We start from the raw sequence: 25,879 nt of genomic DNA on the forward strand, positions 1-25,879 counted from the left end.
TTTCGTCATTTCACACTAAAAAGAGTATAGTAATTTTCTCATTTGGCTTCAATTTGTTTTCTCATTTGGCACGTTTTTGTTTTCCCATTTGGTGTTTTTTCGGCGAATAAGCTTTCGGTGCATCCCTCGTGCATATCGCGTGTGCCGCCCGCGTCTTTGCCGGTGACACCGCACCTTGATTGTGGGACAATGGGAGACGAACTATTCGAATTCACGCATGTTAGGTATGAGCGCCCATGTCTGCCCAGTTCAACATTAGAGCGGCCGACCCCGCGTCCGTGGTGCGCCTCGAACGCGAACTCGGTCTGCCCCGCTTCATCGCCGCGACGCTCGTCGCGCGCGGCATCGACCAGCCCGCAGCCGTCCATCGCTTCCTCGAGCCGTCGCTCGAGCGCGACTGGTTGGATCCGTACATCATCCCGGGCCTGTCCGACGTCGCCGACGCGCTGGAGGCCGCCATCAAGCGCGGCGACCACATCCTCGTGTTCGGCGACTTCGATCTCGACGGCATCTCGGCCACCACCGTGCTCACCCGCGGTTTGCGTGCCTTCGGCGCGCAGGCTACGCCGTTCATCCCGCTGCGTTTCGAGGAGGGCTACGCGCTGTCCGAGGCCGCCATCACGCGCGCGTGCTCGTACGGCCCGGACTTCATCGTCACGGTGGACTGCGGCATCGCCTGCAAGGTGGAGGCCGCGGCCGTGGTGGAGGCGGGCCTCGGCCTGGCCATCACCGACCACCACGAGCCCGTCGACCTCGTGCCCGAGGGCGTGCCCGTGGCCGACCCGAAATGCGACCCGGATTGCCCGAGCTCCATCCTGGCGGGCGTGGGCGTGGCCCTCAAGCTGGTGCAGGTGCTGGGCGGCCGCCTGGGCCAGCCGCACCTGTGGCGCGACTTCACCGACTTCGCCACGCTGGGCACGGTGGCCGACCTCATGCCCATGCGCGACGAGAACCGCGCCCTCGTGGCCGACGGCATCGCGCGCATGAACGGCGCGCCGCGTCCCTGCATCGCCGCGCTGCTGGCCACCAGCGGCGCCGCCGACAAGCCCATCAGCGCCACGAACCTCAGCTTCTCGGTCATCCCGCGCCTCAACGCCGCCGGTCGCATGGGCGACGCGCAGCTGGCGCTCGACCTGCTCATGACCGACGACTTCGAGGAGGCGAACCGCCTGGCCTCCAAGCTGGAATCGGTGAACGACCAGCGCCGCGCCATCGAGGCCGAGCTGTCCGAGATCGCGAAGGCCCAGGCGGCCGAGATCTACCACGGCCAGCGCGCGCTCGTGGTGTCGGGCGAGAGCTGGCACGAGGGCGTGAAGGGCATCGTGGCAAGCCGCCTGGTCAACACGTACGGCGTGCCCAGCCTGCTGTTCACCATCGACGGCGATGAAGCGCGCGGCAGCGGCCGCAGCGTGGGCCAGGTGAACCTGTTCAAGGCCGTGGAAGGCGCGTCGGACCTGCTCACGCGCTTCGGCGGTCACGAGGCGGCCGTGGGCGTCACGCTCCCGGCCGACAAGCTGCCGGAGTTCGAGCGTCGCCTGTGCGCCTACATGGACGCGCTGCCCGAGGGCGCGTTCCACCCGCTCGTCAAGATCGACGCCTGCGTCAGCCTCGACGAGCTCACGCTGGACAACGTGGCGCAGCTGGACAAGCTGGCGCCGTTCGGCCAGGAGCATCCCGTGCCCGTGTACCTCGCGCGCGACGTGATGCTGGCGAACTGCCGCGCGGTGGGCGCCGAGAAGAACCACTTCTCGTGCACGCTGTCGGACGGACGCGCCACCGTGTCGGGCATCATGTTCCATTGCACCGACATCGAGTCGCTCATGCGCACCGACAGCGTGGTGAACGCCGCGTTCGAGGTGCAGATTGACGAATGGCGCGGCCGCAAGTCGGTGAAGGCCATGCTGCAATCGCTCGCGCCTGCGCGCACGTGCGGCGCGCTGGAAGCGTGCCTCAACCCCGAGAACCTCAGCTTCGTGGCCGATCTGTACGCCACGAGCGATGCCGAGCTGTGCGCGAACGCGCCGCACCGTCCCGAGGACGTGGAGGCCTACGAGGCCGCCCGTGCCGCGAATCGCGCCTGCTGGGAGCGCAAGGCCCAGGAGGATCCCGCGGCGCTCGAGCAGGAGATCGTCCACGCCATCATCGGCGACAAGCCGCTGCACGACGCGCAGCGCGCCATCCTCGACCACCTGCGCGCCGGCCGCTCCACGTTGGGCATCATGGCCACGGGCCGCGGCAAGTCCCTCACGTTCCAGGTGCACGCCGCCACGCGCGCGCTGGCGAACCACGAGGCCAGCCTGTTCGTGTACCCGCTGCGCGCGCTCATCGCCGACCAGGCGTTCCACCTGCGCGAAGCGCTCGACGCCTTCGGCATCGGCGTGATCACGCTCACGGGCGAGAGCACGCCCGACGAGCGCCGCCAGGGCTTCGCTGGCCTGGCCGACGGCACGTACGACATCGCGCTGACCACGCCCGAGTTCCTCGCGTGGCATGCCGACGAGTTCGCCGCCACCGGCCGCGTGCGGTTCGTCGTGGTGGACGAGGCGCACCACGTGGGCCTCGCGAAGGCGGGGCAGCGCGTGGCCTACGCCACCATCGGCGCCGCCATCGCGAAGCTGGGCGCCCCCGCGCCGGGCGCGGCGCCGGAAGCGGCCGGCGAGCGCCAAGCGCCCACCGTGCTGGCCCTCACGGCCACCGCCGACGACGACGTGGCCGCCGCCATCAAGCGCGAGCTGCCGGTGGACGCATGCGTGTACGACCCGGCGTCGCGCCCCAACCTCGAGGTGGACGACCAGCGCAACCTCAAGAACCGCGACGACTACCTGGCGAACCTCATCGCGTCGGGCGACAAGACGGTCATCTACGTGAACTCGCGCGAGCAGTCCGTGGCCGTCGCGCGCGCCCTGCGCAAGCGGGTGCCGCAGCTGGCGCCCCTCATCGGCTTCTACAACGCCGGCCTCGCGCGCGCCGAGCGCAAGCGCATCGAAGAGCTGTTCCGCACCGACGCGTTGTCGGTGCTCGTGGCCACGTCCGCCTTCGGCGAGGGCGTGGACATCCCCAACATCCGCCACGTGGTGCTGTACCATCTGCCGTTCAACGAGATCGAGTTCAACCAGATGAGCGGTCGAGCGGGTCGCGACGGCAAGCCGGCGGGCATCCACCTGCTGTTCAACCGCGGCGACTGCTCGCTCAACGAGCGCATCCTGCGCGACATGACGCCCGACCACGATTGCCTGGCGCAGGTGTACCGCCGCCTGCGCAGCCTGCAGCGCGACAGCGCCGAGGCGTTCTTCACCATGAGCAACGCCGACCTCGCGAAGGCGGCCGCCACCGACGCGTTCCCCGTGAGTCCCGCCTCGGCGGCCTGCGGCGTGGCGGTGTTCCGCGAGCTGGGCCTCATCGAGACGCACACGGCGTTCGGCGAAGGCGGCATGGCGCGCTCCATCCACGTGGTGGAAACGCAGGACAAGGTGGAGTTGACGGACAGCGTACGGTACCGTGAAGGTTTGGGGGAGCGCGAGGTGTTCCACGCATTCCGGGACTGGGCGATGAAGAGCGATTCTGCTACCCTCCATATACGCGTGTCGCGTCCCATTTTGCCGGGTGACGCGGCGGGCGTCGCGCGCTAGCGCGCACGCTTGAAGGGAGGATGACCAATGGGCAAGAGCAACCATGAGGAGCTGCTGGGCAGCGCGCCCGAGGCGACGTCGAACAAGCAGACCGTGGAGGACAACCTGCTCGGCCGGCCCCACGTGGCCGAGAAATCGTTCGCGCCCGAGGCCAAGAAGGACGCCCTCGCGTCGAAGACGCCCGAAGAGCGCTTCGCCGAGCTGCAACGCCTGACCTCGGTCTACCTCTCCGAAGAGGACGAGGCCATGCTGGCGAAGGCGTTCCGCTTCGCGAGCGAGGCGCACGAGGGGCAGTGCCGCAAGAGCGGCGAGCCGTTCGTGGCGCACCCCGTGGAAGTCGCCATCATCCTGGCCGATTTGCGCATGGACGTGGAAACGCTGTGCGCCGCGCTGCTGCACGACACCGTGGAGGACACGAGCGTGACGCGCGACCAGGTGGAAGAGGAGTTCAACGCGCAGGTGGCGCAGCTGGTGGAGGGCGTGACGAAGATCACGCGCATCGAGGTGGAGAGCCTCACCGACGAGCAGGCCGCCACCATCCGCAAGATGTTCGTGGCCATGAGCAAGGACATCCGCGTCATCGTCATCAAGCTGGCCGACCGCCTGCACAACATGCGCACGCTCGGCGCGCTGCGCGAGGACCGTCGCATCTTCAAAGCGCGCGAGACGCTGGAGATCTACGCGCCCATCGCGCACCGCCTCGGCATCAACAACATCAAGTGGGAGCTTGAGGACCTGTCGTTCTACTACCTCGAGCCCAACAAGTTCAAGCAGGTCAGCCGCATGGTGACGGAGAGCCGCTCCGAGCGCGAGGGCTATCTCGACCAGATCATCTCCATCCTGCACGACGAGATGGACAAGGTGAACATCCAGGCGCAGATCATGGGCCGCCCGAAGCACCTCTACTCCATCTACCAGAAGATGACGAAGAAGGGCAAGGGCTTCTCCGAGATCTACGACCTCATCGCCGTGCGCGTCATCGTGAAGTCGGTGAAGGACTGCTACTCGGCCCTCGGCGCGGTGCACACGCTGTGGCACCCGATGCCCGGGCGCTTCAAAGACTACATCGCCATGCCGAAGTTCAACATGTACCAGAGCCTGCACACCACGGTCATCGGGCCGGCGGGCCGCCCGCTCGAGGTGCAGATCCGCACCGAGGACATGCACCGCCAAAGCGAGTACGGCGTGGCGGCGCACTGGCGCTACAAGGAGAAGGGCGGCAAGAGCGGCGACGAGCTGGACCAGCAGCTGGCGTGGTTGCGCCAGATGGTGGACTGGCAGGACGAGTCGCAGGACTCGCGCGAGTTCCTCAAGGACCTCAAGGTGGACCTCGCGCCCACCGAGGTGTTCGTGTTCACGCCGAAAGGCGAGGTCATGAGCTTGCGCGCCGGGTCCACGCCCGTGGACTTCGCCTATGCCATCCACACCGAGGTGGGCAACCACTGCGTGGGCGCGAAGGTGAACGGCGCCATCGTGCCGCTGACCTACGAGCTGCAGCTGGGCGATCGCGTGGACATCCTCACGCAGAAGAGCGCCAGCCCCTCGCGCGACTGGCTGGGCCTCGTGAAAACGCCGAGCGCGCGCAGCAAGATACGCTCGTACTTCAGCAAGGTCAGCCGCAGCGACGATCTGCAGAACGGCCGCGACAAGCTGACGCGCGAGATGCGCAAGCACGGCCTGGGCATCTCCAGCGCCCAGTCGATGCGCGCGCTCAAGTCGGTGGCCGACCACATGGGGTACAACGACGCCGACGACATGCTCGTGCACATCGGCACCGGCAAGGAAAGCGCCCAGCACGTGGCGAACCGCCTGCTGAAGATCCTCGTGGACAAGGGCAAGGAAGCCGAAACCGCCATGGACTACGTGGCCGGCGACATGTCCACCGGCAAGCTGCCCCCGATGCTGACCAGCGTGAAGGCGCCGAAGAAGCACGAGGCGCACACGTCGAACGGCGTGGTGGTGAAGGGCGTCGACGACGTGCTCGTGCGCCTGTCGCGCTGCTGCAACCCCGTGCCAGGCGACGATATCCTCGGCTTCGTGACGCGCGGCCGCGGCGTGTCGGTGCACCGCGCCGACTGCCCGAACGCGCAGGACCTCAAGCAAACCCCCGAGCGCATCATCGACGTGGCCTGGGAGAACGATCTGCCGAAGAACACGTCGTTCAAGGTGGAGGTGTTCCTCGACGCGCTCGATCGCATGAACCTGCTGCGCGACGTGGCCGTCATCCTGTCGGAGCAAGGCGCGAACGTGCTGTCCAGCTCCACCACGTCGCATCGCGACGGCATGGTGGAGATGCGGTTCCTGTTCCAGGTAAGCAGCATCAACCATATCGATATCGTGCTGAGCAAACTGCGCGGCATTGAAGGAGTGTTCGACGCGCGCCGCATGGTGCCCAAGGCCGGCGGCGGCAAGAAAAAGACTAGGAGCGACTCATGACCACCAAGGTGAAGGGCACCTGCGTGCCCGTCGAGTACCTCGTGCTCGGCCCTATCGAGAACAACGTGTATATCATCTCCGACGGCAAGGCCACCATCGTGGTGGACCCGTCCTGCAAAGCCGACGAGATCCTCAAGGCCGTGGGGAACCGCACGGTCGACGCCATCATCCTCACGCACCGCCACTCGGACCACGTGGGCGCCGCCAAGGAGCTGCGCGACAAGACCGGCGCCACGGTCATCGCCTCGGCCATCGACGCGCCCATCATCACGGGCGAGAAGAAGCTGCCGCGCGACGACATGCGCTTCGCGCCGTGCCCGGTGGACCACGTGGTGAACGACGGCGACATCCTCAAGATCGGCGACATGCCGTGGAAGGTCATCCTCACGCCGGGTCACACGGAGGGCGGCATCTGCCTGTTCATCGACCCGCGCTTCGGCACGAATCCCGAGGGCGCGCCGGTGCTCATCTCGGGCGACACGCTGTTCTGCGGCTCCATCGGCCGCGTGGACTTCCAGGGCGGCGACATGAACGCCATGCGCCGCTCGCTCAAGCGCCTCGCCGTGCTGCCGGACGAGACGGTGGTCCTGCCGGGCCACAACAGCATCACCAAGATCGGCAACGAACGCAAAAGAGTGTTCGCGTACTACGCGTAAGCCGGCTCTGCGTACGTTCGCGGAGTTTGAGCGAAACGAAGGAGCCCCCTGTGCCAGGGGGCTCCTTCGTCGTTACGCCTACGGTTTTCTTGAATCACGCAAAAGCAGCTGCGCTCGCCCCGGCGATACGGCCGAACGCCACGATGTCGACCACGGCGGTAGTGCCCAAGCGGTTCGTTCCCATGATATTGCCGGTGGTTTCGCCTGCGGCGAACAGGCCGGGAATGGGCGCGCCCGCAGCGTCGAGCACCGCGGCATCCGCGTTGATGAGCACGCCTCCCATGGTGTAGTGCACCGTGGGCGTGCAGGCGAATATGCAGTAGGGGCCGTTCGCGATAGGGAACATCTCGGCGCGGTAGGCGAACTGGCTATCGACGCCGGTCTCGCAGTCGGCGTTCCAGGTTTCGATCGACTGAGCCAAGGCGGCTGCGTCGATGCCGAGAGGCTCGCATGCCGCTTCCAGCGTATCGCCTTCCACCCAGATGCCGCTCGCCGTCATGGAATCGATCTCGTCGGCGGCCCAGTCGTAGAGTCCCTGATCCTCCGCATCGGCGCGGGCGAGCACGAAGTAGCCCATGCCTCCCGTTTGGGCCAGGGTCGCCTTGCTCACCACATCGCGGCGCTCCAGCTCCTCCACGAACCGCTCTCCTTCGAGGTTCACCATGATGGAGCAGCCCGCCACGCGGATGCCTCCCACGTCGAGCATGGCTCCGCCGACGGGGTTGCCTGTCGGATGCGTTTGGATGAACTCCATGTCGGCCAGCTGCGCGCCAATCGCCTCCGCCATGCGGATGCCGTCGCCGGTGGCGCCCACCGCATCGGTGCACAGGTAGGAATCGTCGAACTCGGGGTTGTATTTCGTGCGCATGTCCACGTTGCGCCCGAACCCTCCGGTTGCGAGCACCACGGCCTCGGCAGCCACCGTGAAGGGCGTGCCCGTGGCGAGGTCGGTTGCCTTGACGCCCGTCACCGCTCCCGACGCGGTTGTCAGCTCGTCCACCTGCACGCTGCCGCATAGGGTCACGCCGAGCGCCTCCGCATAGGCCGTGAGCTTCTCCACGAGCCCCGCGCCGTAGTCCACGGGGTTGAGCGAGCGCGCGACGCTGTGCCCGCCGTCTTGCACCACGCCGGGAATCCATGGCACGCTCACTTCGTAGGAAAGCCAGTTGAAGCAGTCGAGCGCACTGTTGCACAGCGTGGTTACCAGCTCGGGGTCGCCTTCGTTGTCGCCCCCGATCAGCATATCCTGCGCCATGAGCTCAGGGCTGTCTTCGATGCCCGCTTGCACTTGCGGCCAGCAGCCGGGAGCCGCATATCCTGCGCCCGACAGCGACGTGCTGCCTCCTATGACGGCGAGCTTCTCGAGCACGAGAACGCTCTTGCCCTCGCTTGCCGCCGTCACGGCGGCGCACAGCCCGGCGCCGCCCGACCCAACCACTATCACGTCTGCCGAAGTGGGAACGGGCTCGTCGCGGGCAAGGGAAGCGTGCTCCCGGCCTTCCCATTCCTTGCGGTTCTGCCCGGCAGCCTCGAATGCGTCTTTGACGGCGGCGAGATACGCCATGCTTGTGAGCGTAGCGCCGCTCACGGCGTCCACGTTGAGCGTTTGGTTCGAGATGATGAGGTCCTTGAGGAGGTCCTGCGCGCATGCTCCGACGCACTTCGTCTCGTGCGAACGGACGATCTGGATATCGGCGATCCGGTCGTTTTCAAAGATGGCGCGCACGCTCAGCTCGCCGTTGCGCCCGGCACCGGTGCCGCATCCCGCTACAGACTCTGCTGCCGGGGCGGCGGAGGCTGCGCTGTTTTGGGACGTGCATCCTGTTCCCAGCAGAGCGGCACCGGTAGCCGCAGCAGCTCCGATGAGCAGGTTGCGGCGCGAAATGCCCCTTCGTGCGGTGCTCGTGTTCGTTTCGTTCATCGTCGTGCTCCTTGCTTGTCAGCGACCGGTCGGTCGCGGTTTCCGTGGTTGTTCCAGTGCGTCCAGCATGTCGTCGACGGCCTCGGCATCGCCGGCGATGAACGTCGCCGCCAGCGATGCGAACGCTGCGTAGGGCATCGCCGGATCGGGTTCTCCGGTTTTCGTCGGGCTTTGGGACATTTGTGTGGCGAACGACTCGACCCATCTCATCGGGTGCGCATGCAAAAACTCCCGTTGATCACGTAGCAGCGCGCGCAGGGAGTCGAAGTCGCCCGCGCGGAGGGCTACGAGGCTTTCCCGCGACAGCGCGGCCAAGAAGTCAAGCTCGAGGGCCAGATGGTCGTCTGCTACGTGCGGGTATTCGCGAGGACGGAACCCCTTGCTTGCATAGAAGCGGCGAACCTCCAACGTGGCGGCGTTGAAGAGCGTCCGATCGCTTGAGACGTGAGCCGACTCCCAGGGAGGCGAGGGCAGCGTTCCAGGTCCCAGAAACAGGCGCGTGTATTCCGCCCGAGCATCGTCGGCGAAGGCTTCGCTGCGTGCGTCGAAGCTCGCGCATGCTGTACCCAGCACGCGAACGGCGGCAGCGGCTTCGCCGGCTTCGAGATCGACGAACAGCCCGAGGGCCTCCAGCGCCAGGGGAGAGAGCGCCTCGCGCAGGAGGGCCTCGTCAGGCTCGTCGCCGAACAAGCGCTGCCCAAGCCGGTACAGATAGCTCCGTCCAGCCAGAAGAGTCTCCAGCGCTTCTTCGAAAGGGGCATCCAACGCCGAGGGTTCTCCCGGGGCGCGGTGTTCGCTTGCCAGCGTTGCCTCCATGGCTACACCAGCTCCTCTTCCGGGTTGATGATGGTGCCCGGCTTGCCGGCATGGCGCGACCGTCCTATCACAAGCGAAGGCTCGGTCTCGCTCGACGAGGGCAGCGGATCGATATCCGCCACGTCTCCGTACTTCGCGCGCAGCTCGTCGATGTCGCCGAAGTCGAGGCATCGCATAAGGCACGCGTCCACGCACGCCGGCCTGCCGCCTTCGGCCAGATAGTCTTTGCAGAGGTCGCATTTCCCGGACGTGCCGGTGGCGGGGTTCAATCGCGGCGCGCCGTAGGGGCATGCCTTCACGCATGTTCCGCAGGCGATGCATTGGTCCTTGTCGACGAACACGATGCCGTCTTCTTCGCGCTTGGTCATGGCGCCGGCGGGGCAGTTGGACACGCAGGCGGGGTTCGCGCAGTGGTTGCACGCGATGGAAACCGAGTACACGAACACCTCGCTCGGCTGCAGCACGCCGTCTTCTTCGATCCAAGCCCCTCCGCCGTAATCGACGACCGTGCGGTACTTCAGCCCGACTAGGGTGTCGTTCTTGTCCTTGCACGCCATGACGCAGGCTTTGCACGATCCGCAGCGATCCGCGTCGAAGTAGAATCCGTATTGCATGAGGGCCTCCTTAGAGCTCTATGTCGATGTTCGGACGCAGATAGTCTGATTCGAGCGCCTCGCCGTCCCATGGCGAAATGCCCACCAGCACGTTGTTGAACTGGCATTGGCCTTGACCCGACAGATAGCCGCCCGTCAGCGTGTTCACGTTGCATCCCTCGTCGACGCCCGTCTCCTCGTTCAGCTTGGTCCAGTTGCCCTGCCCGACGATCACCACGCCGGGCATCACGCGCGACGTGGCCTGCACGCGGCGGAGCGTCCTGCCGTGAGGATTCGTCAGCAAAGCGGTGTCGTTCGTCGCCAATCCCAACGCTTGCGCGTCCAGGTCGTTGATCAGCACGTCGTTGGCGAAAATCTCGTTGAGCGACTTCACTTCGGCCGATGCCGAGTGCGCCTGACGCGCATGGTGCACGCCGATCATCTGGAACCTGCACGCATCCGGCTCTCCTCCATCGCGCGCCGCCGCAGCCTGCTCGTATCCCTCTATCGACGGCACGTACTTGGGAATGGGGTTGACGGACGTGGTGTTGAACACGGCGAACCTGTTCACCAGCGCGCTCGAGAATATTTCCAGCTTGCCCGTCTCGGTGGGAAGCGGGTTGGTTTTCGGATCGTCGACGAAGTCCTGCATGGCGATATAGACGAACTCGTCGTTCTCGTTGCGTTCAACCTGGTAGCCCCCGTTCTTGATGACGTCCTTGAACGCGACGACCCCTTCCTGCGGCTCCATGGCCAGCTGGTACTCGTCCACATCCTGCTGCGTGACGGTGACCAGCGGGTTGTAGTCTCCCGTCTTCGGATCCAAAAGGACCGACGTCGCCATGATGGTGTAGCCGTCCGCGTCGGGGTTGCCGTACACGAACGACGAGGTATCGACATCCAGGCGGTTCGCCAAATCGATGATGATGTCCCAGTCGCTGCGCGCTTCGAAGAGCGGTTCTATCAGCTTTTCCGAGAACACGAGCGCCTCGCGGTTGAGCGATCGCGTATAGCCGCCTGCGTACTCCCAGGGCGAGGTGGCGGGCAGCACGATGTCCGAGAACTGCGCATCGGGCGACATCACTATTTCCGAGCACACGCGGAACTCGATGAGGCCGGGCGTGCGCATGACTTCGATGGCCGTGGTCTGGTCGGGGTTCTGGTTGAATTGCGCACCCGCGCCGATCTTGTACAGGCACTTGATATTCACGGGATGCGTTCCCCGCTCGAAATCGACGTGCTGGCCCTCTTTGATGGACTGCCACCAGACGGCGCCGGGAATGCCGTAATACTGATCCGGGTCGTATTTTCCCTTCTCAAGCGTATAGTCGCCGCGAGGACCCGTGCAATTCACATTCTCGTTGCCGAAAAGGTCGCACGTTCCCATGCCTTCGTACACGATGTCGGCACCGCCTTGCACGCCCTGCGACCCGTCTGCGCACGACACCTCGGCGCCTATCTTTCCCACGTTGCCGGTCATCCAGCCTACGGTGTAGAACAGGTGGGCGAACTCGTCGCCGTTGCCGTTGCGCGCCGGCGCCTGCCCGCCCTTGAGCGTCATGGGCTTGGTCGTTGCCATAGCCTCGGCCAGCTCTCGGATAACCTTCGGCGCCGTGCCGCAGATCATCGAGGCCCATTCCGGCGTTTTGGGCGTGTCGTCGTAGGCGCCCAGGATGTAATCCTTGAAGTTCTCCTCGCCTTCGTGGCCTTCGGGCATGTGCTCGGCGTCGAACCCTACGCAGTACGCGTCGAGAAACGCCTGATCTTGCAGGTTGTTCTCAATCATGTGGTACGCGATGGCCGCCAGAAGCGCCCCGTCGGTGGCGGGGCGGCACGGCACCCAATCGGCGCCGAGCGCCTGGCACGTGGGGTTGAACCACGAATCCACCACGATGACCCGGGCTCCCGCTTCGCGCGCCTGCTGGATGAAGTAGGTGTTCGACCCCAGGGCGCTCCACATGGGGTTGAGTCCCCACAGCACGACGAGCTGCGCTTTCGCCAGCGAGAAGCGATCGTTCGCCGCCGAGAAGAAGCTTCCCTTGACGGTGTTGGCAATCAGCGGCCATGCGCCCTTGGATTGCTGGCCCCACATGGAAACGTAGCCTCCGTAGGCTGCAAGCAGAGGGGAGGGCACCAATTCGAGATTGCCGAAGGCCTGGTTTCCGTATGTTTCCTTGATGCGCTTGAACTCGCTTGCCACCAGATCGAGCGCTTCATCCCAACCGATACGCTCCCACTCGTCGCGTCCGCGCAGGGTCACGTCGCCGCCTCCCGGCTCCCAGTGCTTGCGCTTCATGGGGTACTTCACGCGATCGGGGCTCATGACGAACTGGCGCAGCGAGCGTCCCTTCACGCACCCGCGCTGCTGGGGCATGTTGATCGTGTCTTCGTGCAGATCGTCGGTTTTCTGGCGGATCACCATGCCGTCCACCACGTATGCCTGGTTCTTGCAGCCGCAGTGGCAGGTGAGCCAGCACGCAGACGTTTTCCACGCTCCGTCCGCGAGCGCCCCCTCGACCCGTTCTTCGCCCTTGGCTTCCTCCACGCGGTTGCTGCTGCATCCGCTCATGGCGAGGGCTGCCGCGCTCGCCGTCGCGGCGGCTACGAACGCCCGTCGAGACATGCTGGATGCTTGGATACCTTCAAGTACGTGCATCGTCGATCCTCCATTCGTTTGAAGGGCTGCGCGCCGTTCGCTCGCTTTCTTGCGAATCGAATGCCCCTTGGCGTAACCGGCTTCCGCGATGCGGTGGAATTCGGTCGTGCCGACAGCCCTGCTCGTCGCGTGCTATTATGCGAAGGGGGCTTTCGACACGCATCGGCCTTGGACGGTTTTCGGGGTTATCTTTCTAAACCGACGCAGTAACCCTGTAAAATGCCTGATCAAAAGGTTGGTTGCTAGAAGGGTGCATGCTTGGGGCGGGCCGTGTCGAAGCGATGACGAAGAGGGGGACCATGGCAGGACTGCTTCGCAGGGCGGTGGCGGCGTATCGGAAGCTCGCGGCCATACCGCTGGTGTTCTTGGGAATCGGGTTGCAGCGCGCGTGGTCGTCGCTGCTGTTCAACGAATCCATCTTCCCCGTCTCGTCGACCGAGGCGTACATCGCGGGCATGGTATGCACGGTGGCGGTGAACTTCGCGCTGGCTTTCGCGTCGTCGCGCATGGGCCCGTTGTATCGTCAAACCTGGCTCGTCGTATCGGTTGCCGCGCTGGCGTCGATGGGGACGGTGCTCGTGGTGTGCGACGCGTTCCTCGTTGGCGCGGGGGTGCTCTCGTTCGTCGGCACGATGCTGGCCATGACGGCCACCGGGGCCAGCATGCTGCTATGGTGCGAGTTCTTCGGATCGATGAATCCCACGCGCGTGGCGCTGTACTATGCCGCCGCCATCGTATTCGGCCAGTTCGTGTTCTACTTCCTGTCCGGCATGGAGCTGTCCCTTTTGTGGCCGCTGCTGGTGGTCATGCCCGTGATGAACGTGGTGTGGGCCGTGGACAGCACCACGCGCGTGCGTGCTGAGGAAGGCAGCGCGGCGCAAAGCGATGGGGGCAAGGGGAGCATGACGTATCCGGTGGCACTCGTGGTGCTCATGGCGTCGGTCTCGTTCACCGACGGCTTCATGGACGTATCGAACAGGGGTGACGGCTTGGGCGTTCTCCTGGGCACCATCGCCATACCCTGCGTGATCGTAATCGTGGTGCTGTCGGGATCACGGCGGATCCGGCTTGAGAGCGTGTACCGGTTCGTGATGCCCGTCACCATCGTGGCTATGCTCATGCTGCTGCCCGACATGGGGTTGGACGAGCGGTTCAGCGGCGCGCTGTTCTGCAGCGGCGACGCGGCATTGGCCGTGATGACCATGATCGTGTTCTCGGGCATGAGCTACCGGTTCGGCATGAACGCCGTGTGGCTGAACGGCATCGAGCGCGGCGTGCGCTACTCCGCGTACGTGCTGGGCTGGCTTTTCCAGGTGCTGCTGGTCCCGCAGATGGGGTCCGACCAGACGTTCGTGGCGCGCATCGTGCTGACGGCGGTGATCGTGCTGCTGTTCGTGCTGCTGTTCGTTCCCAACAGCGACCTGTTCTCGGCTTGGGGCGTGCATCTTGCGAAGGACGATAGGCCTTCCGTTCGCTCGAGCGTGCGCGATGCCGCGATGGAGCCCGCTGTTGCCGAGCGATCCTCATCCGAGGAGACGTGGGCCGCGCGCTCGCTCGCTTGCGACAGCTTGGCCTCCCAATTCCGGTTGACGGCGCGCGAGCAGGAGGTCTGTCTGCTGTTGTCGCATCGCATGACGTCCCTCGAGATAGAACGGCAGTTGGTCATTGCTCCGGGCACGTTGAAAGCCCATGTCAACCATATATATACGAAGCTTAGCGTGCACAGTCGTGCCGAGTTCTACGAAATGTTGGCGGAGCGCGAACAAGAGCTGTCGACCTCGTAGCGCAGCGCACGCCGCGCGGTTCGCTGTTTCACGTGAAACACTTGTTCCAATATCGCGGTACATCGCAACAAATGTTTCACGTGAAACACGCCACGCGACTCATGCCTCGGCCTGCTTTCTCCCGTGCATCGCCAGGGCTATCGCGAGGCAAGCCAGCGCGAAGGCGCCGAAGGCGGCGAGGCCCGGCACGTTCGTGCCGAACAGCAGCATCGACGTGGACAGCACGAGCGGCGGGAAGAAGCCGCCGAGGCCGCCCATCATGGACACGATGCCGTTCGCAAGGCCGGCCTGCTTCGTGAAGTACGTCGGCACCAGCTTGAACACCACGCCGTTGCCGATGCCGCATGCGAGGCTGATCAGGTAGATGCCCGCCAGGTACACCGGCAACCCCGGCGCGACGGCCAGCACGGCGGCGCCCGCGACGATGCCCGCGAATACGAGGGCCAGCAGGCGATAGCAGTCGAACCGGTCGGCCAGCCAGCCGCCCAGCACGCGCACGGCCGCAGCCGCCACGATGAACACCGAGGTGGCCATGCCCGCCGACACGCCGTCCATCGCATAGTGCGACGTGAGGAAGTTCGGCAGGTACACGGTCAGCGCTACGAACGCGCCGAACGTCACGAAGTAGAACAGCGACAGGTACCACAGGCGCACGTCGCTGCCGATGGCCCTCAGCTGCTCCCTGATGGGCGTCTTCACACGCGGCTCGTCGCGATCGCCCAGCACGAAGTTCAGCACGATGAACGCCGCCAGCAGCACGAGGTACAGCTTGACGGCGGTGCGCCAGCCGAAGGCCACGGCGGCCACGGGCGCCAGCCAGGTGGTGAGCGCGGTGCCCATGTTGCCGAAGCCGTACACGCCGTTCACGAAGCCGTGGCGCTCCTTCGGATAGTACTTCGGCAGCGACGTGACGCCCACCGAGAACACCGCGCCGGCGATGCCGAGGAACGTCCCGCCGATGAGCAACCCCTGGTAGGAGGTCGTTTCGCTCAGGAACCACACGGGCACCACGAGCACGGCGAAGCTGGCCAGGAACACGGTACGCGCTCCGAACAGGTTCGCGCAGTAGCCGAACGGCACGCGCAGCACCGAGCCCAGCACCACGGGGATGGCGGTGACGAGGGCCACTTGGTCGGGAGGGATGAAGATGTCCTGCTTGATGTACGGAAGCAGCGACGACAGGATGACCCACACCATGAATCCTGCGATCAGGTCAGCCGTCTGCAGCGGCAGTTGAATGCGCTTGTTCATATCGATTTCCTCCCCCCGGTGCCTCGCGGTGCCGTATGCCGGCGCAGCGACGCTGAAACCTTCCCCCTGATTCGCTTACTGTATCACGCATCAATGCGATGCGGGTTAACTCCTATCCATTTAAGGGGTTTTCCCCGCGGCGCTTTCTTCGCGGCTTTACCTGGATTTTGCCGTTTCCCCCATAATCCGGCGTGAAAAGAGCGAGGAGCCCCTTTCGCTTTGTTAGATTTACGTTAAACTGGGGAATGCTGAACCTTTTTGCTGTTTTGTCGAGAGGGATTTCGTGACCATAGAGTGGGCTTCGTTCATCGCTGAGCTCGCGTCCAACCCGATTCTCGTGGTTGTGACCCTGCTCAACATCGGTGTCATCGTCGTGAACGGGGCGACCGACGCACCGAACGCGATTGCCACCGTCGTATCGACGCGTGCCATGAAGCCGAAGTTCGCCATCATCATGGCGGCTGTCTGCAACTTCCTGGGATTGCTGGTGGTGTCGCTCTTCACCGCCGCCGTCGCGCACACCATTTTCAACATGGTCGATTTCGGGGGGAGCTCCGAGCAATCGCTCATCGCGCTCATGGCCGCGATGGTGGCCATCATCGTATGGGGCACCGTGGCCTGGTACTTCGGCATCCCCACCAGCCAAAGCCATTCGCTGATCGCCGGCCTGACGGGCGCGGCCATCGCGCTGCAGGGCAGCTTCGACGCCATCAACGGCGCGGAGTGGATCAAGGTGGTGTACGGCATCGTCCTGTCCACGCTGCTCGGCTTCTTCCTGGGCTGGGTGAACTCCAAAGCGCTCGGGCGCATTTGCCGCAACATGGACCGCAAGAAGACGTCGCGCTTCTTCCGCTGGGCGCAGGTAGCCTCGGGCGCGGGCGTGGCGTTCATGCACGGCGCGCAGGACGGCCAGAAGTTCATGAGCATCTTCGTCTTGGCCATCACGCTGGCGACGGGCGTCGGGCAAGCCGACCAGATGATCCTGCCCGTGTGGCTCATGTTCTTCTGCGCGCTCAACATGGGGTTGGGCACCGCCGTCGGCGGCGAGCGCATCATCAAGAGCGTCGGTCTGGACATGGTGAAGCTCGAGCCGTTCCAAGGGTTCGCCGCCAGCGTCGCCACGTTCTTCTGCCTCATGCTTTCCACGTTCGCCGGCTTGCCGGTTTCCACGACGCACACGAACACGACGGCCATCATGGGCGTGGGCGCGGCGAAACGAAAAAGCGCGGTGAAGTGGGGAATTGCAATCGACATGGTGAAAACGTGGGTGCTCACGTTTCCGGGGTGCGGTCTGCTCGGATTCGCGTTCGCCCACCTGTTCTTAATGTTCTCGTAGAGGAGGACCTGTGAGCAAGAGGGTCAAGTTCGATTATTTCGACGCGTTCGAGAAGCAGACGGAAGTTGCCGTCCAGGAAGCCGAGTTGCTGATCGAGGCCATCGAAGGCTTCACCGAGGCCGAGCACCTCAAGGAGGTCATGGAGCGCGCGCACGAGCTGGAGCACAAGGGCGACGAGATCAACCACGCCATCTTCAAGACCGTGGCCACCGATTTCATCACGCCCATCGAGCGCGAGGACATCATCAACATGTCCCAGTACCTCGACAACATCATCGACTACATCGAAGACGTCATGCAGCGTTTCTACATGTACGACGTGCACTTCATCCATCATGACGCGCTCGAGTTCGCGCATCTCATCAAGAAGAGCTGCGAGGCGCTCGACAAGGCCATGGAGGACTTCCGCAACTTCAAGAAGTCCAAGACGTTCAAGCAGCTCATCGTGGACGTGAACACGTACGAGGAAGAGGCCGACCAGCTGTACATGAAGGTCATCCGCAAGCTGCACACCCACGACCGCGAGAACCCCATGCGCGTGCTGGTTTGGTCGCAGATCTTCGACCGCATGGAGAAGTGCTGCGACTCGTGCGAGCACGCCGCCGACACGATGAACTCCATTCTGTTGAAGAACGTGTAAGGATCGGCAACGACCCGCTAAGGGGGCCTCATGGGCAAGAAGCGCAAGGCGGACTATTTCGACCTGTTCGAAAAGCAATCCGAGGCTGCGGTGGCCGAAGCGCAGCTGCTCATCGAGGTGATCGACAGCTACACGTCGGGAAAGAGCGTGCGCGAGCTGATGGAGCGCGCGCACGCTCTGGAGAACGAGAGCGACGAGTACAGCCACGCCGTCTACAAGATGCTGTCGCACGATTTCATCACGCCCATCGAGCGCGAGGACATCATCGCGCTGACGCAGAACCTGGACAACCTCATCGACTTCATCGAGGACGTGGTGCTGTGCTTCTACATGTATCGCGCGAGCGACATGCACGAGCACGCGCGCGAGTTCGCGGTGCTCATCAAGAAGAGCTGCAAAACGCTGGATAAAGCCATGAAGGATTTCCGTCATTTCAAGAAATCGAAGGCCATCAGGCAGCTCATCATCGACGTGAACGCCTACGAGGAAGAGGCCGACCGGCTGTACCTCAAGGTGAACCGCAGCCTCTACGGCAAGGAGCACGACGACCCGCTGCGCGTGGTCATGTGGCTGCGCATCTTCGACCGCATGGAGAAGTGCTGCGACACCTGCGAGCACGTAGCCGACACCATGGGCGGGATCCTGCTGAAGAACGCATAGGGCGCGCCTGCGTTTCGCGGCGCGCCCGGGCGCGTGCTATTCCCGCGGCTCGAAGGGGTCGCGCTCTTCCTCCTCGTCCGTGCCGACGATGCGGCGTAGCTCTTCCCGGTTCACGATGATGCGGTCGCTGGGGTCGCTGGCGCCCGCGGCGCTCGACGACGTCGGGGGCTCGGCCTCGTGCGCGGCGGACGTCCGGTCGCCCTTGCTCCGCTCCGCCACGTACTCGCCGTTCATGCGCGCCCAGAACACGCGCAGCTTCTCGTAACCGTGCCGCTCCTTGTCGCGTTCCACCTTGCCCTTCGGCGGCCGCACGCGGTTCGCCACCGAGCGCACCGGCTTCGACACCGCGCGCGTCACCACGTCGGAGTAGTCGCGCGGCGGCTTCGTGCGCCAGCCGAAGAACAGCGACGCGTAGCGCAGCCCCAGCACCAGCACGACGCAGGCGAGGGCGGCGTAGTTGTCCAGGATGTGGTTCTGGCTCATCAGCGCGTAGGCGATGCAGCCCACGAGCGCGGCGCTGCCGTACAGGGCACCCGCTTGGAACGCCTCGGGCTCGCGGTTCATGCACACGTCGCGCAGGATGCCGCCGCCCACGGCGGTGATGGTTCCCAGGATGATGGACGGGATGATGTCGAGCCCCGCCGACAGGCTCTTGCTGACGCTGATGACGGCCCACAGTGCAACCGACAGGTTGTCGAGCAAATCGACGATGGGGTCGAGGTAGGTGGCCAGCTTGCCGAAGTAGAACACCACCACGCCCGCGATGGCGCACGCCAGCACGAGCGTGGGTTTCTGGAAGGCGTAGATGCCGTAGTTCTGCAGCAGGATGTCGCGCATGATGCCGCCGGCCAACCCGGTGAGGATGGCGATGCACGCCACGCCGAAGATGTCGTAGCGTGCGCGCACGGCGCTCATGGCGCCGGACAAACCGCCGGTCAGCGCAGCGGCCATTTCCAGCCAGAACGGGATGGTGAGGGCGACGTCCAGCATGGGGGCTTATGCTTCGCCGACGGGCGGCGCGTTGACCGCGCCGTCCTCGACCGACACCACGAGGGCCACCACGGGCTCGCCCGAGAAGTCCAGCTCGTGCGTGATGGCGCGCGCCGCTTCGAGGTCGAATCCATCCTCGTCGAACGCGAACAGGTTGTCCTGCGCCTTCCCCAGCGCCTCGTCGAAGAGGTCCCAGAAGCCCACCGTGCGCACTTCGCCCGTGAACGGGTTCTCCCACGCCTCGTGGGCGCGGTTGTCGAACGGGCTCTCGGTGAGGGCGACGGGGCGGTGGCTCATCGACTTGTAGAACGAGAAGGGACGCAGCAGCTCCTCGACGCGCCCGATGACGGCGCGCTTGCGGCCCGAGGGCGAGTAGAACAGGCGCTGCGCCATGCGGAAGTCCTTGACGGCCGTCTCGAACATCGTGGCGGGGATGATCTCGCCGTACACGGTGAGGGCGACGTAGGCGTACATCTTCGAGATGACGTGCAACACGAAGTCGCTCGCGTTGAGGATCTCGGTGGACGGGTTGAACGTGGCCACGGTTTCGTTGCGCCGCTCGAACAGCACGAGCTCGTCGAGCTCGCTCTCGATGATGCCGTGCACCTCGCTGCCGTCGGCGCGCGACAGGCCGGGCTCGCCGGCGTCGCACAGCTGGTACTCGTGGAAGAACACGAACGGGTGCATGGTGGAGTCCAGCGTGTAGTGGCACAGGAAGCCCAGGGCGTAGGCGCGGCCCACCTCGAGCTCGGCGCTTCCGAGGATGCCGAGGGAGTTCTTGAACGCGGCCAGCAGCTCGCTCGGCTTCTTGTTGTGCATGGTGGAGCCCAGACGGTTGTGCTCGCGCAGCTGCGGGCTGAGCACGGTGTAGAACAGGGGGTCGGGCCCTTGGTTGCCCAAGAGGAAGGCCTCGGCTTCGTCGCGCGAGCCTCCGATGAGGGTGTACAGGCGGTCGTAGACGTCGCGCCCGAAGAAATCGTGTGTTATGAGTGCGGGCATGGGGGATGACGCTCCGTTCTGACTTGAATTTTACCGGTGACGCTCAGCGCTATCATATACAATGAGCGAGGACTTGTTAACCTTCGGTTTCTCACTTGTGAAGAAGGAATCCCCGAGTTGACGGAAACGAGACGAGAGGCGTGGCCATGGCAGGCAAGCTGACGAAGCAGGAGAAGAGCTGGATTCTCTACGATGTGGGCAATTCGGCCTTCGTGCTGCTTGCGACGGCACTGATCCCCGTGTACTTCAAAACGCTAGCCGAGCCGGGTTCGTCGGTGGTGGTGGCGTGGGGCTACGCCGAGACGGTGGCCTCGCTGCTGCTGGCGCTGCTCATGCCCATTCTGGGAAGCCTTGCCGACCTCAAGGGCAACAAGAAGAAGTTCTTCATCGGCACCGTGGGCACCGGCGCCATCGCGCTGGCCGCGCTGGGCATCCCCACAGCGGCGCTCGCATTCCTCGTGATCTACGTCATCGCCTCCATCATGCTGAACGGCTCGATGGTGTTCTACGACGCCTTCCTCGTGGACGCCACCACCGACGAGCGCTACGACGAGGTGTCGTCGCAGGGCTACGCGTGGGGCTACATCGGCTCGTGCGTGCCGTTCATCCTGTGCCTCGTGGTGGTGCTGTTGGGGCCGAGCGTGGGCATTCCCATGGACGTCGGCATGAAGATCGCGTTCCTGATCACGGCCGTGTGGTGGGTGGTGTTCAGCATCCCGCTGATCAAGGACGTGCATCAAACGCATTATAAGGAGCGCGCGACGCATCTCGTGCACGACACGTTCAGCGGCCTGCTGCGCACGCTCAAGCGCATCTGGAAGGACCGTCGCCTGCGCCTGTTCATGCTGGCGTTCTTCTGCTATATCGACGGCGTGCACACCATCATCAAGATGTCGACGAGCTACGGCACCGACCTGGGAATCGACTCGACGCAGCTGGTGCTGGCGCTGCTGGTGACGCAGTTCGTGGCATTCCCGTCGGCCATCGCCTACGGGCGGCTGTCCACGAAGTTCGGCACGAAGCGCATGCTTCTCGTGGCCATCGGCGCGTACTTCTTCATCACGCTGTTCGCGGCGTTCTTCCTGCGCGAGGCCGTGGAGTTCTGGATGCTCGCCATCTGCGTGGGCCTGTTCCAGGGCGGCATCCAGGCGTTGTCGCGCAGCGAGTTCGGCAAGCTCATCCCGAAGGAGCACGCCAACGAGTACTACGGCTTCTTCGACATCTTCGGCAAGTACGCCGCCGTCATGGGCACGTTCCTGGTGAGCCTGTTCACCCAGCTCACGGGCAACTCGTCGCTGGGCGTGCTGTCCATCGCCGTGCTGTTCGTGCTGGGCTTCGTGCTGCTGTGGCGGATGCCCCAGAGCAAGGAGTAGCGCGCGCCGGAGGGGCGGGTGTTTCACGTGAAACACCCGTTCTGAAACGCCCGATTGTTTCACGTGAAACACCCGGGCGCGGCACGCCGTTGCCCATGCCGCACTGCGTCCCGGCTTCGCGCTACTCCTGGAGGGCTGCGTCTTCGAGGTCGGGGGCGGGGGAGCCTTCGCTTGCGGTACGGGTGCGGGGGACGGCGGTTTGGACGAGGTGGCGCGTTCCCAAGAGGCCGACGAGCATCACGAGGCTCAGCAGCGCGAACGTGATCTGGGTGGCCTCGGTTTGCACCTGGGCGTGGGAGGCTGCGAAGCCGTCGGCTGCGGCGGCGCTCATGCCGTAGGGCTCGATGACGGCCAGGAACCCCTCGTTGCTGGTGTAGGCGGCGCTCTGCTCGATGAGCAGCGGCCGCGCGTCGGCGTCCACGGCGTCGGCGGGAAGCGCTCCCGCCATGCCGAACGACAGCGTCAGCAGCAGCGACGTGCCCGCAGCGGCCGTGCCCAGGGCCATGCCGATGTTGCGCGCCGCGCCCTGCATGCCGCCCGATTGCTGCGCGTCGCGGCCCGAAACGGCCGACGCCACGGCGTTGTTCGCCTGCGAGTTCACCGCGCCCACGCCGAACCCGCCGAGGCACACGCCCGCGAACAGCGTGGGCCCCACGCCGTCGCTTGTCACCCCGAGGGCGATGAGCGCGCAGGCGGCCGCCATGGCGGCGAATCCTCCGCGGATGAGCAGGCGCGACGACAGATGCGGGGCGACCTTGGGCAGGAAGGTGGCCAGCACGAACATCGGCAGGGCCGACAGCAGCGAGAACACGCCGGTCTGCAGCGCGGAAAACCCGGCCACCAGCTGGAGGTGCGGCGTGATGACCATGCCCTGCGCGCCCATGTAGAAGAACGGCAGCGCCACCGCGACGAGGCCCGCGCGCACGGGGCGGCTCTCGATGAACGATCGCGGGATGAGCGCGCTGCCGTGCACGCGCTCGATGCGCCGCTCGACGGGGATGAGCACCACGAGCAGGACGAGCCCGCATGCGGCCAGCGGCAGCGCCGGCGAGATGCCGAAGAGGGTGAAGGGGCATCCCGTGGTGGGCGCGACCACGCCCCATGCCGAGACGCGCGACACGCCGAACAGGAACATGCCCAGCCCGAGGGCCGCCAGCGCGGTGCCGACGCCGTCGAGGCGCGCGGGCTTGCCGGTGGCGTGCAGCGCGGGCAGCAGCGCCGTGCTGAGCAGGACCAGGACGAAGTAGAAGCCGAGCGTGGCGAAGGTCATGCGGAATCCGGCGCCGTCCATGAGCGCGCCCAGCGCGAGCGGCGACAGCGTGGAGATGGCCGCGGCCCCGGCGATGGCCCCGAACGCGATGGCGCGCCGCCGACCCTGGAACAAGCCGGGGACGAAGCCGAGCACGGCGGGCGTCACGAGGCTGGCGCCGAGCCCCATGACGAGGCGGCCGGCCCAGGTGAACGCCAGCATGGTGGGGGCGCATGCGGCGAACGCCTCGCCGACCACGGCCAGCACGAGCCCGATGCGCAGCGTCTTGCGCCAGCCCCACGACACGCCCAGCATGCCGCCGGCGATCATGAAGGCGCCCGCCACGAGCGCGTACACGGTGTTCGCCACCTGGATGTCGCCCAACGAGGCTCCCAGCTGGGACGACAATTGCGATACGGCGATGTTCATGGCGGCGTTGTCGCTGGTGGTGCCCACCTGCGCCAGAACGAGCGCGGCCAGCGGCGCGTACGAGGAGGCTCCGTTCGAAGCGGGTGCGGCGGTGTGAGATTGGGATCGAGCTGACATGGAAAACCCCTTTAGCCGAGATGCAGGTCGATGCTGCGAATCCGGTTCCGCCTTGTATTGTAGGCCGCACCGGGAAACGACATGCCAACGGAAATTGCCGGAGTTGCGGCAACCTTGCCGTGCCGTGAGGGGCGGTTTGCCGGAGCAACGGAACGCGCGCATCGCGTACGCCAGGTACGCCTCGAAACGGGTGCAGTACCATGGGAGGTGGAACGTTTCATATCCGCCGAGTTCAAATCAGGGGGTTGGCGATGAACGCGAGGCAAGGCGCATTGCTGCGCGAATTGCTTGAGGCAACCGAATTCCAGACATGCGATTACTTCGCCGGCCGCTTGGGATGTTCCGAGCGCACCGTGCGCAACGATGTGAAGGTGATCGCGACGTTTCTCCAGCACGAAGGGTTCTCGTCGCAGATCGTGGGCAAGCGCGGCGCGGGGATGCGGCTCGTGCTGGCGCAGGGCGAGGGCAACCGCCTCGTGCGCGTGCTCGACGAGAGCGAGTTCTCCATGCAGCCGCGCTTCGAGCGCCTGTGCCAGGAGATGACCATATTCGCCTGCGCGCCCGGCACGCACACCGCGGAGTCGCTGGCGCACCGGCTGTACACGAACAAGCAGCAGATCCAAGCCGACGTGCGCTGGTGGCAGCGCATCCTGGCCCCGTACGGCATCGGGTTGACCACCGGGCGCAGCATCGCGCTCGAGGGCACGGAGTGGGTGGTGCGCGGGTTCGTGATGTCGGTGCTGTTCTCGTTCTCGGCCCGCGCCGTGAAGCAGCGCATCGAGCCGTGGCTGACGGGCGAGGGCGTGAGCAAGCACGACCAGGGGTTCTACGAGCGGTGCATCGACGAGGTGCAGGAGTCGCTGGGCTTCCGGTTCTCGAGCAACGCGCAGTGGCAGCTCACCGTGTATTTGAAGGTCGTGGTGGCGCGCATCCGGCTGGGCTGCACGATATCGTCGCATGCGAGCCATCGCGCGCTCTCGCCGTACTTCTCGGACCTGCGCGTGCGGCTGGAGCGCCATTTCGGCATCACGGTGTCGCTGGCCGAGATGCACCTGCTGCAGGACATGGCCGATTGCTGCACCTGGCAGTGGAGCTCGAAGCTCATGGACCAGTACGTGCCCGACGAGCGCGCGTTCGGCATCGCGCGCGACATCGTGCGGGCGTTGGCCGACAGCTTCCAGAGCGAGGTGCCGCCCTCGTACGTCAAGCCGCTCGGCATCCTCGTGGAAAGCGGGCTCACGCGTCGCGCCTGCGGGTTCACCATCAAGAACCCCAACGAGCTGACCGTGAAGTACGACACGATGGACAGCTTCTGCCTGCTGTCGTCGGTGCTCGTGGACGTGGGGCCGGTGCGCGAGGCGTACCTGAACGGCTCGGACTATGCGCGCATCGCGCTCGTGCTGCTGGAGTACCTCGAGCAGGTGGACTACCAGCGCCGGTACCGTGCGGGGCTCGTGGTGAACTGCGGCATTGACATGGCGCTGTTCGGCAAGCACCGCATCGAGAAGCTCATGTCGAAGGTGCGCGTGGCCGATATCGTCACCGAGGACGAGATCCAGATGGAGTGCGCGCGGTCGAACGTCGGCCTGTTCGACCGTTTCGACTTCCTCATCTCGTTCGAACCGCTGGCGGTGGACTTCCCGTCGGTGGTGGTTTCGAGCACCATCGACGAGCGCGACATCGAGCGCATCGTCGCGTCTATCCCGCTGTGGAAGAGCGGCCACGAAGCCGAGCTGCCCTGGGTGCACCGCAAGCTCAAGCGCGGCCCGAAAAACGTGGGCGTGGTGCGCGGGCTGTGCGACGATCTGCTGGTCAACGGCGAGATCGACATGACCTACGAGCGATTCGTGTGGCTGTTCGAGACGCTGTCGTTCGTGAAGGGGCGCACGCTCGTGCTGGCGCTCTGCTGCGAGGGCGTGCAGCGCACGCGCGCCGTGCTGTACCAGATGGAAGGCGATGCGCACGTGTTCGGGAAGCGGTGCTCCATGGCCGCGGTGCTGCTCGTGCCCCTCGCGGATCGCGGCGACCTGACGCCGGCGACCGAGGGCTTCAAGCGCCTCCTGGAGGCCCACGCCGACATCGCGGACGTGGCCGACGAAGGGGACTTCTTCAGCAGCTTCCCGGAGTAGGGGGGGTGTGCACGGCGTGTCAGGGGAGCACCCCTGCTTTCGGCGTGCGATGAAGGGAGAGCCCCCTCCTGCTTGGCGCGCGGAGGGGGCGGCGGGTTGCGAGGGTTGTGCGTGCCGAAAGAGAGACGTGCAGGTTGGGTTGTGGGCGCGTGCGGCTGCGTTCGCTCGAAGGACTTCGAGCGCGCCATGGGAAAAGCAGGGCAGAAAAAGGGGAT

At 65.2% G+C, this 25,879-nt stretch carries 17 protein-coding genes; 9 read left to right on the top strand and 8 right to left on the bottom strand.

What is annotated here, in order from left to right; genetic code table 11:
- The first annotated feature begins 236 nt into the window (after nt 1–236).
- Genes recJ through H8S61_RS08260 form a run of 3 tightly spaced genes read left to right on the top strand, consistent with a single transcriptional unit; the run spans nt 237 to nt 6,721 of the window.
- Nucleotides 237–3,629 (top strand): single-stranded-DNA-specific exonuclease RecJ, encoded by a 3,393-nt coding sequence (gene recJ / locus H8S61_RS08250; RefSeq protein WP_186938641.1) that lies wholly within the window; start codon nt 237–239, stop codon nt 3,627–3,629.
- A gap of 27 nt (nt 3,630–3,656) precedes the next feature.
- On the top strand, nt 3,657–6,065 hold the full coding sequence (locus H8S61_RS08255; RefSeq protein ID WP_160941340.1) for a RelA/SpoT family protein: 2,409 nt from the start codon (nt 3,657–3,659) through the stop codon (nt 6,063–6,065).
- Entirely contained in the window at nt 6,062–6,721 is a 660-nt protein-coding gene (locus H8S61_RS08260; RefSeq protein ID WP_160941339.1) for an MBL fold metallo-hydrolase, read from the top strand. The genes H8S61_RS08255 and H8S61_RS08260 overlap by 4 nt, the downstream gene beginning before the upstream one ends.
- A 94-nt stretch (nt 6,722–6,815) precedes the next feature.
- Here H8S61_RS08260 and H8S61_RS08265 read toward each other — a convergent pair whose 3' ends face one another.
- Genes H8S61_RS08265 through H8S61_RS08280 form a run of 4 tightly spaced genes read right to left on the bottom strand, consistent with a single transcriptional unit; the run spans nt 6,816 to nt 12,674 of the window.
- Nucleotides 6,816–8,642 (bottom strand): flavocytochrome c, encoded by a 1,827-nt coding sequence (locus H8S61_RS08265; protein ID WP_186938642.1) that lies wholly within the window; start codon nt 8,640–8,642, stop codon nt 6,816–6,818.
- Nucleotides 8,643–8,660: 18 nt separating this feature from the next.
- The gene (locus tag H8S61_RS08270) at nt 8,661–9,458 is read right to left on the bottom strand and encodes a TorD/DmsD family molecular chaperone (protein WP_186938643.1); all 798 of its coding nucleotides are present in this window, start codon (nt 9,456–9,458) and stop codon (nt 8,661–8,663) included.
- 2 nt (nt 9,459–9,460) lie between these two features.
- The gene (locus H8S61_RS08275; protein ID WP_186938644.1) at nt 9,461–10,072 is read right to left on the bottom strand and encodes a DMSO/selenate family reductase complex B subunit; all 612 of its coding nucleotides are present in this window, start codon (nt 10,070–10,072) and stop codon (nt 9,461–9,463) included.
- A 10-nt stretch (nt 10,073–10,082) separates the two neighbouring features.
- Nucleotides 10,083–12,674 carry a molybdopterin-dependent oxidoreductase gene (locus H8S61_RS08280; protein ID WP_186938645.1) on the bottom strand — a complete coding sequence of 864 codons (2,592 nt, stop codon included), beginning with the start codon at nt 12,672–12,674 and terminating at the stop codon, nt 10,083–10,085.
- Nucleotides 12,675–13,006: 332 nt separating this feature from the next.
- Here H8S61_RS08280 and H8S61_RS08285 point away from each other — a divergent pair, with 332 nt between their 5' ends.
- Entirely contained in the window at nt 13,007–14,491 is a 1,485-nt protein-coding gene (locus H8S61_RS08285; protein ID WP_186938646.1) for a helix-turn-helix transcriptional regulator, read from the top strand.
- A gap of 99 nt (nt 14,492–14,590) precedes the next feature.
- Here the strand turns inward: H8S61_RS08285 and H8S61_RS08290 are convergent, their stop codons facing one another.
- The gene (locus tag H8S61_RS08290) at nt 14,591–15,742 is read right to left on the bottom strand and encodes a nitrate/nitrite transporter (protein WP_160941338.1); all 1,152 of its coding nucleotides are present in this window, start codon (nt 15,740–15,742) and stop codon (nt 14,591–14,593) included.
- 283 nt (nt 15,743–16,025) lie between these two features.
- Here H8S61_RS08290 and H8S61_RS08295 point away from each other — a divergent pair, with 283 nt between their 5' ends.
- The 3 genes from H8S61_RS08295 to H8S61_RS08305 are packed head-to-tail and all read left to right on the top strand — an operon-like array spanning nt 16,026 to nt 18,378.
- The gene (locus H8S61_RS08295) at nt 16,026–17,078 is read left to right on the top strand and encodes an inorganic phosphate transporter (RefSeq protein WP_186938647.1); all 1,053 of its coding nucleotides are present in this window, start codon (nt 16,026–16,028) and stop codon (nt 17,076–17,078) included.
- Nucleotides 17,079–17,088: 10 nt separating this feature from the next.
- The gene (locus H8S61_RS08300) at nt 17,089–17,718 is read left to right on the top strand and encodes a DUF47 domain-containing protein (protein ID WP_186938648.1); all 630 of its coding nucleotides are present in this window, start codon (nt 17,089–17,091) and stop codon (nt 17,716–17,718) included.
- A gap of 30 nt (nt 17,719–17,748) precedes the next feature.
- Nucleotides 17,749–18,378, top strand: coding sequence for a DUF47 domain-containing protein (locus tag H8S61_RS08305; RefSeq protein ID WP_160941336.1), 630 nt, complete (start codon nt 17,749–17,751; stop codon nt 18,376–18,378).
- Nucleotides 18,379–18,414: 36 nt separating this feature from the next.
- Here H8S61_RS08305 and H8S61_RS08310 read toward each other — a convergent pair whose 3' ends face one another.
- Both H8S61_RS08310 and H8S61_RS08315 read right to left on the bottom strand, forming a co-directional pair.
- On the bottom strand, nt 18,415–19,368 hold the full coding sequence (locus H8S61_RS08310; RefSeq protein WP_186938649.1) for a trimeric intracellular cation channel family protein: 954 nt from the start codon (nt 19,366–19,368) through the stop codon (nt 18,415–18,417).
- A gap of 6 nt (nt 19,369–19,374) precedes the next feature.
- The gene (locus H8S61_RS08315; RefSeq protein ID WP_186938650.1) at nt 19,375–20,367 is read right to left on the bottom strand and encodes a zinc dependent phospholipase C family protein; all 993 of its coding nucleotides are present in this window, start codon (nt 20,365–20,367) and stop codon (nt 19,375–19,377) included.
- Between the two features lie 146 nt (nt 20,368–20,513).
- Between H8S61_RS08315 and H8S61_RS08320 the strand changes: the two genes are divergently transcribed.
- Nucleotides 20,514–21,740 (top strand): MFS transporter, encoded by a 1,227-nt coding sequence (locus H8S61_RS08320; RefSeq protein WP_186938651.1) that lies wholly within the window; start codon nt 20,514–20,516, stop codon nt 21,738–21,740.
- A gap of 121 nt (nt 21,741–21,861) precedes the next feature.
- On the opposite strand, the gene H8S61_RS08325 is transcribed toward H8S61_RS08320, so the two are convergent.
- Nucleotides 21,862–23,535 carry an MFS transporter gene (locus H8S61_RS08325; protein ID WP_186938652.1) on the bottom strand — a complete coding sequence of 558 codons (1,674 nt, stop codon included), beginning with the start codon at nt 23,533–23,535 and terminating at the stop codon, nt 21,862–21,864.
- A gap of 251 nt (nt 23,536–23,786) precedes the next feature.
- Here H8S61_RS08325 and H8S61_RS08330 point away from each other — a divergent pair, with 251 nt between their 5' ends.
- Nucleotides 23,787–25,664 carry a BglG family transcription antiterminator gene (locus H8S61_RS08330; protein ID WP_160941331.1) on the top strand — a complete coding sequence of 626 codons (1,878 nt, stop codon included), beginning with the start codon at nt 23,787–23,789 and terminating at the stop codon, nt 25,662–25,664.
- Nucleotides 25,665–25,879 lie beyond the last annotated feature (215 nt).

The organism is Eggerthella hominis (genome assembly GCF_014287365.1).
Lineage (GTDB): Bacteria > Actinomycetota > Coriobacteriia > Coriobacteriales > Eggerthellaceae > Eggerthella > Eggerthella guodeyinii.